The sequence below is a fragment of the Micromonospora sp. KLBMP9576 genome (assembly GCF_050941805.1).
GTDB lineage: Bacteria > Actinomycetota > Actinomycetes > Mycobacteriales > Micromonosporaceae > Micromonospora.
Map to the genome: position 1 here is coordinate 1,216,719 of NZ_CP194567.1, position 13,461 is coordinate 1,230,179.

General features: G+C 73.5%; 10 protein-coding genes. 5 read left to right on the forward strand and 5 right to left on the reverse strand.

Translation table 11 applies throughout. The annotated features are described in order from the left end of the window. Positions 1-15 precede the first annotated feature (15 nt). The 4 genes from ACQ452_RS05725 to ACQ452_RS05740 form a co-directional block, all read right to left on the reverse strand. Positions 16-1,374 (reverse strand): formimidoylglutamate deiminase, encoded by a 1,359-nt coding sequence (locus tag ACQ452_RS05725; protein WP_433390582.1) that lies wholly within the window; start codon positions 1,372-1,374, stop codon positions 16-18. Between the two features lie 106 nt (positions 1,375-1,480). Then, entirely contained in the window at positions 1,481-2,680 is a 1,200-nt protein-coding gene (locus ACQ452_RS05730; protein ID WP_433390585.1) for an allantoate amidohydrolase, read from the reverse strand. Then, positions 2,677-4,365 (reverse strand): urocanate hydratase, encoded by a 1,689-nt coding sequence (gene hutU / locus ACQ452_RS05735; RefSeq protein ID WP_433390588.1) that lies wholly within the window; start codon positions 4,363-4,365, stop codon positions 2,677-2,679. The genes ACQ452_RS05730 and hutU overlap by 4 nt, the downstream gene beginning before the upstream one ends. Positions 4,366-4,381: 16 nt before the next feature. Continuing rightward, a complete protein-coding gene (locus ACQ452_RS05740) occupies positions 4,382-5,230 on the reverse strand; it encodes a MurR/RpiR family transcriptional regulator (protein ID WP_433390591.1) in 849 nt (282 codons plus the stop codon). A 209-nt stretch (positions 5,231-5,439) separates the two neighbouring features. Between ACQ452_RS05740 and ACQ452_RS05745 the strand changes: the two genes are divergently transcribed. Further along, the gene (locus ACQ452_RS05745; protein WP_433390593.1) at positions 5,440-7,416 is read left to right on the forward strand and encodes a trypsin-like peptidase domain-containing protein; all 1,977 of its coding nucleotides are present in this window, start codon (positions 5,440-5,442) and stop codon (positions 7,414-7,416) included. Between the two features lie 48 nt (positions 7,417-7,464). Here the strand turns inward: ACQ452_RS05745 and ACQ452_RS05750 are convergent, their stop codons facing one another. Further along, positions 7,465-8,283, reverse strand: coding sequence for a glycosyltransferase family 2 protein (locus ACQ452_RS05750; protein ID WP_433390596.1), 819 nt, complete (start codon positions 8,281-8,283; stop codon positions 7,465-7,467). A gap of 309 nt (positions 8,284-8,592) precedes the next feature. On the opposite strand from ACQ452_RS05750, the gene ACQ452_RS05755 reads away from it, so the two are divergent. The 4 genes from ACQ452_RS05755 to ACQ452_RS05770 all read left to right on the forward strand — a co-directional run bounded on the left by ACQ452_RS05755 (position 8,593) and on the right by ACQ452_RS05770 (position 13,456). After that, the gene (locus ACQ452_RS05755) at positions 8,593-10,011 is read left to right on the forward strand and encodes a hypothetical protein (RefSeq protein ID WP_433390599.1); all 1,419 of its coding nucleotides are present in this window, start codon (positions 8,593-8,595) and stop codon (positions 10,009-10,011) included. A gap of 77 nt (positions 10,012-10,088) precedes the next feature. Continuing rightward, positions 10,089-10,892, forward strand: a complete 804-nt coding sequence (locus ACQ452_RS05760) for a glycosyltransferase family 2 protein (RefSeq protein WP_433390601.1) — start codon at positions 10,089-10,091, stop codon at positions 10,890-10,892. Between the two features lie 97 nt (positions 10,893-10,989). Then, positions 10,990-12,288, forward strand: a complete 1,299-nt coding sequence (locus ACQ452_RS05765) for a lipopolysaccharide biosynthesis protein (RefSeq protein WP_433390603.1) — start codon at positions 10,990-10,992, stop codon at positions 12,286-12,288. Then, on the forward strand, positions 12,278-13,456 hold the full coding sequence (locus tag ACQ452_RS05770) for a polysaccharide pyruvyl transferase family protein (protein ID WP_433390606.1): 1,179 nt from the start codon (positions 12,278-12,280) through the stop codon (positions 13,454-13,456). Before ACQ452_RS05765 ends, ACQ452_RS05770 begins: the two co-directional genes overlap by 11 nt. The last annotated feature ends 5 nt before the right edge of the window (positions 13,457-13,461 follow it).

Genomic DNA, 13,461 nt, shown 5'->3' on the forward strand with positions numbered 1-13,461 from the left:
AGCGGTTCCTCGCGCTCACGACGTCACCTCGGCGATGGCCGACGCCAGCTCGGCCGGCACGTCGACGCTCAGGTGCCGGCCGTCGCGCACCACCGTCCGGCCGTCCACCACGACGTGCGTGACGTCCGCGGCGCCCGCCGCGAACCACACCCCCACCGCCGGTACGCCGGCCGTGCGCGGGCCGTCCAGCCGTACGGTCACCAGGTCGGCGCGGGCTCCCACGGCGATCCGCCCGGCGTCGCGCCAGCCCAGCGCGGCGTGGCCGCCCGTGGTGGCCGCGTCGCGCAGCTCGACGGGGCTGAAGTGGCCCCGGCGGCGGGTACGCAGCCGCTCGTCCAGTTCCATCGCGCGGGCCTCCTCGAACAGGTCGATCACGGCGTGGCTGTCGCTGCCCAGGCTGAGCGGCAGGCCGACGTCGGCCATCCGCCGGGCCGGGCCGATCCCGTCGGCCAGGTCCCGCTCGGTGGTGGGGCAGAGGCAGACGCCGCTGCCGGCGTCGGCGAGCAGGGCGAGGTCGGCGCCGGTCAGGTGGGTGGCGTGCACGGCCGTGGTGGCCGGGCCGAGCACCCCGTGGTCGGCGAGCAGCCGGGCCGGGGTGCGGCCGTGCAGGGCGCGGCAGGCGTCGTTCTCGGCCGGCTGCTCGGAGAGGTGCACGTGCAGCGGCGCGTCCCGCCGGTCCGCCCACCCGGCCACCGCGGCGAGCTGCCCGGCCGGCACCGCGCGCACCGAGTGGATCGCCGCGCCCACCCGGGCGTGCTCGTCGGCGGGCCGGAACGCGTCGACCCGTTCCGCCCAGCGCAGCGCGTCGCCGTCGCCGAAGCGCCGCTGCGGCCCGGCGAGCGGCTGCCCGTCGACGGTGGCGGTGAGGTAGCAGGTGTCCAGCAGGGTGATCCGGATCCCGGCGTGCGCGGCGGCCTCGACCAGCGCGGCGCCCATCGCGTTCGGGTCGGCGTACGGGGTGCCGTCCGGGTTGTGGTGCAGGTAGTGGAACTCGCCGACGCAGGTGATCCCGGCCAGCGCCATCTCGGCGTAGACCGCCCGGGCCAGGGCCAGGTACGAGTCCGGGTCGAGCCGCTGCGCCACCGCGTACATCCGGTCGCGCCAGGTCCAGAAGTCGCCGCGCCCGCCGTGGGTGCGCCCGCGCAACGCCCGGTGGAACGCGTGCGAGTGCGCGTTGGCGAGCCCGGGCAGGGTCAGCCCGGGCAGCCGGACCGCCTCGCCGAGCACCTCGACGCCGGCGGGCGGATCGCTCCCGGCGGCCAGCGGCGTGACGGCGGTGATCCGGCCGTCGGCGGTGTCGATCAGCACGTCGGCGGTCGGCTCGGTGTGGTCGGGCAGCCAGGCGTACTCGGCGAGCCAGCGGGTCCCGGTCATCTCCCGCGCCCCCTGTCGAGCTGAATCGTCTGCGACATCAGCTCCGAAGGGCCGCAACAGCGACCCCGGCCCCGCCGGCGGCGGCGAGCACGACGCCCGATCGCGGTCAGCGGCATGTCAGCTCCTCCAACACCCGGGCCAGGGCGGTCACCCCGGCCGCGCAGTCGGCGTCGGCGGCCGACTCCGCCGGCGAGTGCGACACCCCCGTCGGGTTGCGCACGAAGAGCATCGCCGTGGGCAGGTGCGCGGCGAGCACCCCGGCGTCGTGCCCGGCACCGGTGGGCAGCACCGGCGCGTCGAGCAGCGTCGCGAGCCGGCCCGCCAGGCCACCGTCGAAGGCGACCAGCGGGGTGGCCGACTCCTCCGCCAGCGCCACCTCCGTGCCGTCGCGGCGGGCCCGCTCGGCGGCCTTCGCGCGCACCGCGTCGACCAGCCCCGCCAGCGTCTCCGGCTCGGCCGCCCGGGCGTCCAGCCAACCCGTCACCTTCGACGGGATCGCGTTGGTGGCGTTCGGCTCCACCGCCACCCGGCCGACCGTGGCGTGGGCGCCGCGCAGCCGCGCCTCCTTGTTGGCCGCCAGCACCGTGAAGGCGTACGTCAGCATGGGGTCGCGGCGGTCGGCCATCCGGGTCGTACCGGCGTGGTTGCCCTCGCCGGTGAACTCGAAGCGCCAGCGGCCGTGCGGCCAGATCGCGCTGGCCACCCCGACCGGCGCGCCGGCGTCCACCATCGCGCGGCCCTGCTCGACGTGCAGCTCGACGAAGGCGGCGAAGCCGTCGAGCAGCTCGGGCCGGGCGCCCGCCGGCCGGGCACCCAGCGCCTCGGCGAAGCTCACCCCGCCGGCGTCGCGCAGCCCGGCCGCGCGGTCCACCGCGATCTCCCCGGTGAGCAGCCGCGAGCCCAGGCACGGTACGCCGAACCGCGCGCCCTCCTCCTCGACGAACGCCCCGACCACCACGGGACGGGCCGGCGCGACGCCCGCCGCCCGCAGCTCGTCGACGGCGAGGAACGCGCTGACGATGCCGAGCGGCCCGTCGTACGCCCCGCCGTGCGGCACCGAGTCGAAGTGGCTGCCCGTCAGCACCGCGTCGCCGGCCCCCGGGTCGCCCCACCGGGCGAACAGGTTGCCGTTGCCGTCGTCGGTGACCGGCATGCCCCGGCGGTCGGCCTGCGCGCGGAACCACTCCCGCAGCCGCAGCTCCGGCCCGGTCAGCGCATACCGCAGGTAGCCGCCGCTGCCCGCGTCCCGCCCGACCGGCGCGATCTCGTCCCACAGCTCCCGGAACCGGCCGGCGAGGTCGCTCACGCGGCACCTCCCTCAGCCATCGGCACCCGCACGCCGGTGGCCGCCGCGACCTCGCGGGCGGCGTCGTAGCCGGCGTCGACGTGCCGGATGACGCCCATCGCCGGGTCGTTGGTGAGCACCCGCTCGATCTTCTGCCCGGCCAGCGCGGTGCCGTCGGCCACGCAGACCTGCCCGGCGTGCAGGGACCGGCCGATGCCGACCCCGCCGCCGTGGTGGATGGACACCCAGGACGCCCCGCTGGCCGTGTTGACCAGCGCGTTGAGCAGCGGCCAGTCGGCCACGGCGTCGGAGCCGTCGGCCATCGCCTCGGTCTCCCGGTAGGGGCTGGCCACGCTGCCGCAGTCCAGGTGGTCGCGGCCGATCACCACGGGCGCGGAGAGTTCGCCGGAGGCGACCATCTCGTTGAACCGCACCCCCGCCCGGTCGCGTTCGCCGTAGCCGAGCCAGCAGATCCGCGCGGGCAGGCCCTGGAAGGCGACCCGCTCACCGGCGAGCCGGATCCACCGCGCCAGGGACTCGTTCTCCGGGAACAGCTCCAGGATCGCCCGGTCGGTGGCGGCGATGTCGGCCGGGTCGCCGGAGAGCGCCGCCCACCGGAACGGCCCCCGGCCCTCGCAGAACAACGGCCGGATGTACGCGGGCACGAAGCCGGGGAAGTCGAAGGCCCGCCCGTACCCGCCGAGCTGCGCCTCGCCCCGGATCGAGTTGCCGTAGTCGAAGACCTCCGCCCCGGCGTCGAGGAACCCGACCATCGCCTCGACGTGCTTCGCCATCGACGCGCGCGCCCGGTCGGTGAACTCGACCGGCTTCGCCCGCGCGTAGTCCCCGGCGTCGGCCGGCTCCACCCCCTCCGGCAGGTACGACAGCGGGTCGTGCGCGCTGGTCTGGTCGGTGACGATGTCGATGTCGACGCCCCGACGCAGCAGCTCCGGGAAGACCGTCGCCGCGTTGCCCACCACGCCGACGCTCAGCGCCCGACGGTCCCGCTTCGCGGCCAGCGCCCGCTCGACGGCGTCGTCCAGGGAGTCGGCGACCTCGTCGAGGTAGCGGTCGCGAACCCGCCGGTCCAGCCGGCCGCGGTCGACGTCCACGATCAGGCAGACGCCGCCGTTCATGGTGACCGCGAGCGGTTGCGCCCCGCCCATCCCGCCGCAGCCGGCGGTGAGCGTCAGCGTGCCCGCCAGGGTGGCGTCGCTCGGCTGCCCGCCGCCGCCCCGGGCCCCGGCGAGCTTCGCGGCGACCGCGGCGAAGGTCTCGTAGGTGCCCTGGAGGATGCCCTGGGTGCCGATGTAGATCCACGAGCCGGCGGTCATCTGCCCGTACATGGTGAGGCCGAGCTGTTCGAGACGGCGGAACTCCGGCCAGGTGGACCAGTCGCCGACCAGGTTGGAGTTGGCCAGCAGCACCCGGGGCGCCCACTCGTGGGTGCGCATGACGCCCACCGGCCGGCCCGACTGCACCAGCATGGTCTCGTCGTCGCGCAGGTCGGTCAGGGTGCGCACCAGCGCGTGGTACGACGGCCAGTCCCGCGCGGCCTTCCCGGTGCCGCCGTAGACCACCAGGTCGTCGGGGCGCTCGGCGACCTCCGGGTCGAGGTTGTTCATCAGCATCCGCAGCGCGGCCTCCTGGGGCCACCCACGGGCGGTACGGGCGGTGCCGCGCGCGGCGCGGACGGGCTGGGTCATCTCGGCTCTCCTCCGGTCATCCGAGGAACAACTGGCGGCGGGCGGCGGAGGCCTCGAAGGCCTCCAGCCGGCGCTGGGTGTCGGTCGGGGCGGCGTCGCAGATGGCCTGGAGCAGCACCATGGCCAGGGTCATCGGGGCGGTGTGCAGGTCGAAGACGAGCCGGGCGCCGACCGCGGCGGGCAGCAGCACGTCGGCGTGCTCGCCGGCCGGGCTCACCGGCGAGTCGGTGATGGCCACCACGGTGAGGCCGGCGGCCCGCGCCTCCCGCAGCGCGTCCAGGGTCTCCCGGGGATAGCGGGGGAGCACGAAGGCGAGCAGGGCGCCCGCCCCCGCCTCGGCGGCCTGTTCGAGGCGGTCGGTGAGCAGGCTGCCGCCGTCGTCGAGCACCCGCACGTCCGGGTGCACCTTCGCCGCGAAGTACGCGAAGTAGGCGGCCAGCGGGGCGGCGGCGCGCAGGCCGAGGACCGGCAGGGGGCGACTGGCGGCCAGCAGCCGGCCGGTCTCGGCGATCCGGTCCCGGTCGCCGAGCTGGGCGGCGAGATGGTCGAGGTTGCCGATCTCGGCGCGTACCGCCTGCTGGAGCTCGTTGCCGGCGGCGGCGCCGACGGGGGCGCCGGCGGTCAGCTCGCGCAGCCGGCGGCGCAGCGCGGGGTAGCCGTCGTGCCCGAGCGCGACCGCGAACCGGGTGACGGACGGCTGGCTGACCCCGGCCAACTCGGCGACCTCGGCCGCGGAGAGGTACGCCGCGGTGGGCGCGTGCCGCACCAGGCAGTGCGCGATGCGGCGCTGGGTGGGGGTGAGCCGGACCCCCTGGAACAGGTCCAGCACCTGCTCGCCGGGACCGACAGCAACTCCCTCATTCATGCATTGACCTTATGCATGGAAAGTTTCACATGACAACACCCCAGGCGGCGGCTCGGCGTCAGCTCCACGATGGACTAGCTGGCGGTCGCGGTCGGTGTCCGCGTCGTCACCGAGGCGGCTCGGTGGGGGTCCCGGTCCGACGAGAGGCCGAGGGTCCCGCGAGCGTGGGCTCTGTAGGATCCGCACGGCGGTTGAGCAGAGGAGTTGGCATGCAGCCGGATGGCCCGTACAGGTTCACCCACCTCCTGGGCACCTGCCAGGTGGGGAAGGCGTGGGCGGCCATCGACGCGCAGGGCCGGCTGGTGACCGTGGCCGTGCTCGACGCGGTCGTGGCGAACGACCCGCGCTGGCGGGACGCCTACTCCGGCATCGCGAACGCGCTGGCCCAGGCGCCCGACGGCCAGGCCTACACGTACGCCGACTTCTCGGCGCCCTCCCCCTGGGTCGCCTACCCGGCCGAGGCCGGACCCGGCGCGGAGCGACTCCTGCGGGCGCTGGGCGTGGAATACCACCCGGTGTCGGCGGCGCCGGGCGCCCCGGCGCCGACGTCGGCCCCCCCGCACCCGGTGTCCGCGCAGCCCGCCTCCGGGCCACCGCATCCGGTTTCGGGCGTGCCACAACCGACGTCCGGGCCGCCACACGCCCCCTGGGCCGTGCAGGCGGGGCCGGTGCCGGCCCAGCCCGATGCCCCGGCCCCGCAGCCGGTCTCCGCCGCGCCCGCGCCGTCCTGGGGCGAGCCGGCAACGGCGCCGGCCGTGGACGCGCCCCAGTCGCCCGCCGCGCAGACCACCCAGGCGACCTACGGTCAGCAGACCGGGGCCGCTGCGCCGTACGACCCGTTCTCCGCGTCGGCACCTCGGATCAAGCCCTCAGCGCCGTCCCGGAGCAGTAGCGGCCTCTGGGCCGGGCTCGCCGCCCTCGTCCTCGTGGTCGCGCTGGGTGCGGGCGCCGCCGTCTGGGCGCTCACCCCGGACGAGCCGGAACAGCCCAGGGCGACGCCGACCGCGGACACCTCGACGATCCCCGGCGGCGCGGCGGTCGACCCAGGCCTCAAGCCGTGGGCACAGGCGGCCCCCTACAGCCCGCAGGAGCGGGCGTTGGCGATCGCCACACCCGCCATGGTCTTCGTGGAGGCCGCCTTCACCGGCATCCTGCGGGAGACGAAGTCCAATGTCCCGCTGAGCGCCACCCCGATCACCTTCAAGCGGCGGTGTAGCGGGTTCGTGGTCAACGCGGACGGCCACGCGCTCACCAACGGCCAGTGCGTACGACCGGAGGCCCAGGCGGCACGGGAGCGGGCCCTCTACACCCTGGGCAGGATTCTCATCGAGCAGAAGAAGCTCGACGCACCGGCCCTCGACCAGTACGTCCGGACGAAGATGGCCACCACGAGCTTCACCGGCGACGAGCCCGGTTCGGCGCCCACCAGCCAACTGTTCGGCCAGTTCAACGTGGCGCGGGGGGACCTCACCGCCAGCCCGGCCGTACCGGTCGAGGTGGTGCGTGTCCTGCCTGCCGACAACGGCAACCTGGCGCTGGTGAAGCTCGCCCAGGCCAACCTCCCCACGATCGAGCTGAACAAGGAGGCCGCTCCGGGTGCCGGCACATCGCTGCTGGTGATCGGGTACGGCACCACTGACGTCGACTTCCGGGCCGCCACCTACAGCCTGAACGCCAAATCGGTGCAGGTCTCCGGTTCGGCCAGCCAGGGCGCGGTCACCGTCGCACGGGTCAACGGGGACGTCGGCATCTACTCACACGGGGGCATCGCTGTCGACACCAGCGGCCGGGTCGTGGGCGTTCTGGACAACGACCGGGCCGCCAACGGCGGGGCCAACCGTGCCGTGGTGCCGGTGACGGTGGTGACCGGGCTGCTCAGCGAGGCCGGTGTCCAGAGTGGTCTGGCCGAACCGGACCAGGTGTACCGCAGGGGCCTCGACGCCTTCTTCGCCGGCCGCAACGCGGAGGCGATCAGCCAGTTCGACACCCTGGCGACGTCCTCGCCCACCAACGTGCTCGCTCAGGCGTACCGGCAGAACGCCGTGGACCGGGCCCGGCTGGAGGGAACGTCGACCGAGTCCTCCAGGCTGCCGATGGCGCTGCTGGCCGGTCTGTTGGCCGCTCTCGTCGTCGGGTTCGTCATCGCCGTGGTGATGCTGCTGCGGCGGCGTCGGCCCAGCCACTGACCCTTCGCGGGACGCGGCGCTGACCGCCGCCCGGGCTGCCGTCGACGGTCAGCGGGTGGAGTCGTCGCGTCCCCAGGCGTCCCGCGGATGACGGCGTGCCATCAGCGCGGCGGCGACGGTGATGACCACGTAGGGCACCGCCGCCGGCGCGAGCCACGGCCTGGGCAGCACCACGTCCCGCAGCCAGGAGGACGGTGCCGAGGCGCGGATCCCGGCGTGGCTGGTACGCAGCATGGCGTTGCCCGCCCGCACCCGGGCCAGGGTCCGGACCAGATCCCGGGTACGGCGTGGAGCCTGCACGTGCGACGTCGCCCCGGACACCTCCCGCTTCTCGTCCGGGGAGAACTGCGAGTCCAGGAAGAGGTCGTCGGCGATCTGCTCCGGGAAGCGGTCGAACCGTCTCCGCCCGGCGGCGGAGACACCCATCGCGCCGCGACCGAAGAGCGCGCTCGCGAAGATCGGCAGTCGGGTGTTGACCGCGTAGTAGGCCCGCACCGCCAGCGATCGACCCTGCGTCACCATGTGGCGTCGGGGCATCACTGCCAGCGGCCCACCCCCGGCGGTGAGCGCGGCGGCCATCTCGCGCAGTGCCCCGGGGCTCAGCACCACGTCCGCGTCCAGGTAGACCCGGGGGAAACCCCGGGCCGCCGAGTCGCCCAGGTTCAGGGCGTTGGACTTGCCGGCCTGCGTCACCTCGATGACCCGCACACCCGGCCGGGCGGCGGCGACCCGGGCGGTGTCGTCGGTGCAGCCGTTGGCAACCACCACAATGTCCAGCTCGCCGGGCACGGCGTCGGCGAGCAGGGCGTCGAGGCAGCCGCCGATGACCCTGGCCTCGTTGTGCGCGGCCATCACCACGCTGATCATCGGTAGCTCGCCGGGGCAGTCACGGCGGTACAGCTTGCCGGACGGGACGGCTCCGCCGCAACCACCGGTACGGTCGATTACCGCCGTGCGGAAACCGGACAGCTCACCGGCCTGTGCCGCTGGTATCGTCCTCGTGTTTCTGGGGCGGGGGCAGACCAGGGAACATCGCCTATACCCGCCGTCCGCCGCAGGGCACGAGTGCCGACATGTGTGTCGGCGCGGGGGACTGGCAGTGGGGGCCGGCTGGCCGACCTGCCCACGTTGTCGGCTGCTGCCGCGGCGGACACTGATGGGAGATACGCACCCGCGATGGAAACCTTGACCACTCCGGAGCACCGACCGCCCTTCCGGGGCGAGCAACGGGTGCCGACAAACCGGACCGAGCAGGTCGCGCGCCACCTGGCCACCGCAGCGCTGGTGCTGGTCGCGGTGAAACCGCTGCTCGACATCGGCGAGCAGGACGCCGGCGGTGGATTCGACCTGGGGGTGCTGCTCACCGCGCTCGGTGCGGCGTGCATGGTCGCCGCGCTGGGTGTCGCGGCACTCGGCGCCCGGCGGATGCCGCCCCGACCCGTCCTCGTCATGGCGGGCGGGCTGACGTTGCTGCTCGTGCTCTCCGCCGTCAGCTACCTCGCCGTTCCCGCCCGCGAGGACCTGCTGGAGCTGTTCGACGTCCGCCGTTACTCCATCTACGGGTCGCCGCAGGATCCGATGCGTGCCATACCGGCGGAGGCGATGCGGTTGGTGGTCGGATTCGCGCCGATCGCACTGATCGCGCTGATGCTGATGCGCCGCGACTGGTTTCCGGTGCGCCGGCTCGCCCTCGTGGCCGGGGTGATCGTGGCCGGGGCGGTCGTGCACTGCGTGCTGGCCTGGCTTCAGGTGGCGGGGGTGTTCCCGTACTCGTTCTACTTCGAGCTGGCCAACTGGGAGAAGATCGGACGGGCCTCCGGCGGCTATTACCACCCGATGTCCCTCGGCCGGCTCCTGATGTTCTCGGTGTTCCTGGTCTACGTCCTCGGTGAGCGGTTGAGGGTGCCCGCCAGCGTCCGGTACGCGCTGATCGGTCTCTTCGTCGCGACCGGTGTGGTCTCCCTGCACCGGTTCACGATCCTGTGCCTGGGCGTGATCGTGCTGGCGTTCGAGGCGCGGCGTCTCTTCGGGATGGTGAAAGCCCGCCGCACCGGTGGGGTGAACCGCCGGGCGACCCTGGTGGGCGGTGCGGTCCTGGTCGTCGCCGGCGCGATCGTCGGGACGCTCTGGGGCGGTGCCATCTGGAGGCGGGCCGAGGTCACCCTCACCGAGGTGGGGTCGCTGGACGTGCGGTCCGACACCTTCATGCACGGCCGGGGCGCCATCTGGAACGACCTGGCGGAGATCCTCGGCCGTTCCTCGGCTGACGTCTGGCTCCTCGGGTTCGGCTACGAGCCCTGGGACATGCACAACGACCTGCTCCGGGTGCTTGTCGTCTGGGGCATCGTCGGCATCGTCGTGACCGCCGCCGTCCTCGTCGGGCTCCACCGGTTCGTGCGGAGTCGGACCAGCCGATCGGGTCGGCTCGCCCTGGCGCTGCTCTTCGTGGTTCTCGTCATATTCGGCCTCACCCAGAAGCCTCTGGCCTACCCGTACTTCCTCTGGCTCTTCTTCTTCGGCCAGATGGTGGTGCTCGCCGTCGACCGGGAGGTCCCGGGTGAGGAGCTGCCCGCCGAAAGCGGGTCGACACCGTGAACCCGTCACCGCCCGGGTCGCTGGACAGGCTGCCGTCACAGGGCGGCCGGGCTCCCGACCCGGCCGGAAGCATCGACGTGGATGCCCCGACGACGCCGGTCGCCCGGCCCACGTTCACGGTCTGCATCGTGGTACGCGACCGCCCGGTCCTGCTGGTCAACGCGGTGCGCAGCGTTCTGGCGAACACCTTCGAGGACTTCGAGCTGGTGATCGTCGACGACGGGTCGAGGAAACCCGTCACCGAGGTGATCGCGGCGGCGCAACTGTTGGCGGACCCCCGGGTGCGGGTGGTCAGTCAGCCACCCACCGGCATCGCCGAGGCACGCAACCGGGGCCTGCGCTGCGCCATGGGCAGATACGTCACCGTCCTGGACTCCGACGACGAACTCACGGCCGACGCACTCGCCCGACTGCACGAACTGCTGGCCACCGGCAGGTCCTGGGTGTACGCCGACTACCGGGAGGTACGCCGGGGGACGGCCCGCGTGATCCGACTACCCGAATACGCGTCGGCGCGGAACATGCTGCTGGGGGTGCTGACCCGTCCCCGCCTGCCCTTCAAGCACTCCGGCACCACCATCGACCGTGCGCTGCTGGACCGCATCGGCGGCTACGACGAGAGCTTCCGCCTGTTCGAGGACGTCGAGTTGATGCTGCGTGCCCTGCGCGCCGGCACCCACCCGGGCCATCTGGCCCACCCGATCGTGCTGTTCCATCGGCACGGTGGGAACGTCACCCGGGGCCGGCTCGGCGGCCTGGTCTTCTGGTTCCGGCTGATCGACATGTACCGGCCGTCGCGACTGCCCGGGGTGGCGACGGGCATCAAGGCTCTGCGGGCGCTCAGCGAGACGGGCAAGTGGCTTGTCACCCTCGGCCGCTGACCTCGACAGGGACCCCGGTAACGGCAGCCTGAGCGGCGGCCCGACCCGGCGGACAGCCGCCCGGGGCCGCGTCGGCACCGTCCTGGTCCACCTCGGCATGCTGGGGCTGAGTCAGGTCGGTGTCACCCTGGCCGCTTTCGGGACGCAGATCCTGCTCGCCCGCAGCCTTCCCCAGGAGGCCTTCGGCACGTTCACCGCCGCCCTGGCGGTGGTGTCCCTGACCGCGCCGCTGGCAGTGTTCGGGGTGCCGGAACTGTGGTTGCAGCGGTTCGGACGGGAGGGTGAGCGGGCGCGCCGGTGGGTCGGCCCGTCGCTGCGGCTGGTGGCGGCTGGCAGCGCCCTGACCGTCGCCGGGATCCTCGCCTGGAGCCTCGCCGAGTGGTCCGACCCGATGGCCGCCGGGGTGCGGGCGTTCCTGGCGGCCGTGGTCGTCGCGCAGGCCGGGCTGGCACTGGTCGGATCGGTCCAGCAGTTGCGGGGCGACTACCGGGGTCTCTCCGTGCTCCAGGTGGCGCCGCACCTGGCCCGGGTGCTCGTGGTGCTCGCCGTATGGGCGTTCGGACTCTCCGTCCTGGCCGCCGCCGCCGGCTACGCCGTCATCGCGGTCCTCACCGTCGTCGCCTGCGTGCCGGTGATGCGGCCCTTCCTCCGCACCGGGACAGCAGCCGGGAAGCGTCGCGACGCCGTGGCTGAGAGCCTGCCCTCCGGCGTCGGTGTGGGGCGGGTGACGGGAGCGGCAAGCCCGTTCGTGCTCGGCAACCTGTTCTATCTCCTCGGCATCTACCTGGGCACCGTGGTCGCCGCCGAGTTTCTCGGCCCCGCGGAGGCTGCCGTTCTGGCCGTCCCGATGTCCGTGCTGACCGCCGTCTACCTTGTCCCGCGAGTCGTCTACCAGCAGTATTTCCTGGCCAGGTTGCACCGCTGGTCGGGCACGGACCGCGATGCGGTCCTGATCGCCTACCGCTGGGGTGGCCTCGGCATGCTCACGCTCGGTGCGATCCTCGCGGCGCTGGTCGCGCTGGTCGGCCAGCCGGTGCTCCCGCTGCTGCTCGGCCCGGAATACCGCGAGTCCGCGACGGTGATGGCCCTGTTGGCCCTGGCCATCCCGTTCCGGTTCGGGGGCGCGGCCGTCGCCTCGCTGCTCACGAGCGGCGGCCTGCTCCGCCGCAAGGTGGCCTACCAGGGCGTGGGCGCCGCGGTGTTCCTCGTCGCCCTGGCGGTGGCCACCCCGCTGTGGGGCGTCATGGGTACGGCTGCGGCTACCGTGGTCGCCGAGAGCATCCTGTGTGCGCTCTTCTGGATCGCGGTACGCAGACGGGTTGTCGGAGACGCGCCCCTGCCGTCGTGGCACGATCTGCGTCGGCGCCTGAGGAGGGAGACACCGCGTGCGTCCTGAACCGAGTTCCGCCGCCCGCCGTCCGCTTGTCGTCGGCTACTACGGCATGGAGAACGTCGGGGACAACGCGTTCTGCGTCGTCATGGACTGGGCGACCCGCACCTACTGGGGGTCTCGGGAACCCGTCTTCGCCTCGCCACCGGTCGTCGACCTGCCCGTGGAGAGCACCGGGATGAACGCGCGCTGGTACCGCTCGCGCAGCCTGCCCGACCGGGTCGGCTGGGTGCTGAACAAGGCGGCGTTGCTGGGTCGCTCCTCGATGCTCGTCTTCGGAGGTGGCTCGGTCTTCCGGGACATGGGTCCGTTGAGCGAGAAGAAGCTCTTCTCGCTCTTCTCCCGCACCTCCGGGCACCCCATGGCCGCCGTCGGTGTCTCCATCGGTCCCTTCCTCTCCCCGGCGGCCGAGCGGCGGCTCGTCGAGGTGCTCCGCCGGGTCGACTTCATCGGGGTACGCGACCTCGCCTCCGCCGAGATCCTCCAACGTGTCGGCTACCCCGGGGTGCTCGTAGCAGCGGGGGATCTCGCTGGGCTGCTGCCCGAGGCGCTCGGCGAACCGATACCCGAGCGTCGACCCCGACCCTCCCCGAGCGGTCGGGCCCGGCTCGGGGTGACCCTGCTCGGCGTCGACTACGAGGCCGAGGCCCCGCAGGTCCGGCGACGGGAAGACGCCCTGATCGAGGGCGTACGCCGCCTGGTTCTCGCGGAGCCCGTCGACGTCACCGTCTTCGTGTTCAACACCCATCCGGTGCACGGCGACGAACGGATCAGCGACCGCCTCCGGGTTGCTCTGGACGGGCTCTGCGACGTGCGCGTGGTGACCGCCCGGGATGGCGTTCGGGCCTGCTGGGAGGAGATGAAGCGTTGCGACATCGGCCTGCACATGCGCCTGCACGGTGCGGTGTTCGCGTACCTGGCGGGTGTCGCGTTCACGCTGGTGCCGTACCAGAAGAAGTGCGACGACTTCCTCGCCGAGATCGGCCAGCCGGAGCTGTCGCGGCTCGGCCGGGTACCCGAGGACCCGGAGGAGGTGACCCGGGTACTCACCGCCCTGCTGACCGCCGACGCGGTGCCACGCTTGCCGCGTGAGGAGTTCGCCGAGCGGGCCCGGTGGAACTTCACCCGGGCGCCCTGGGCCGTCCGCGACGAGCCAGCCCAGCCCGTACGGTGATCGCC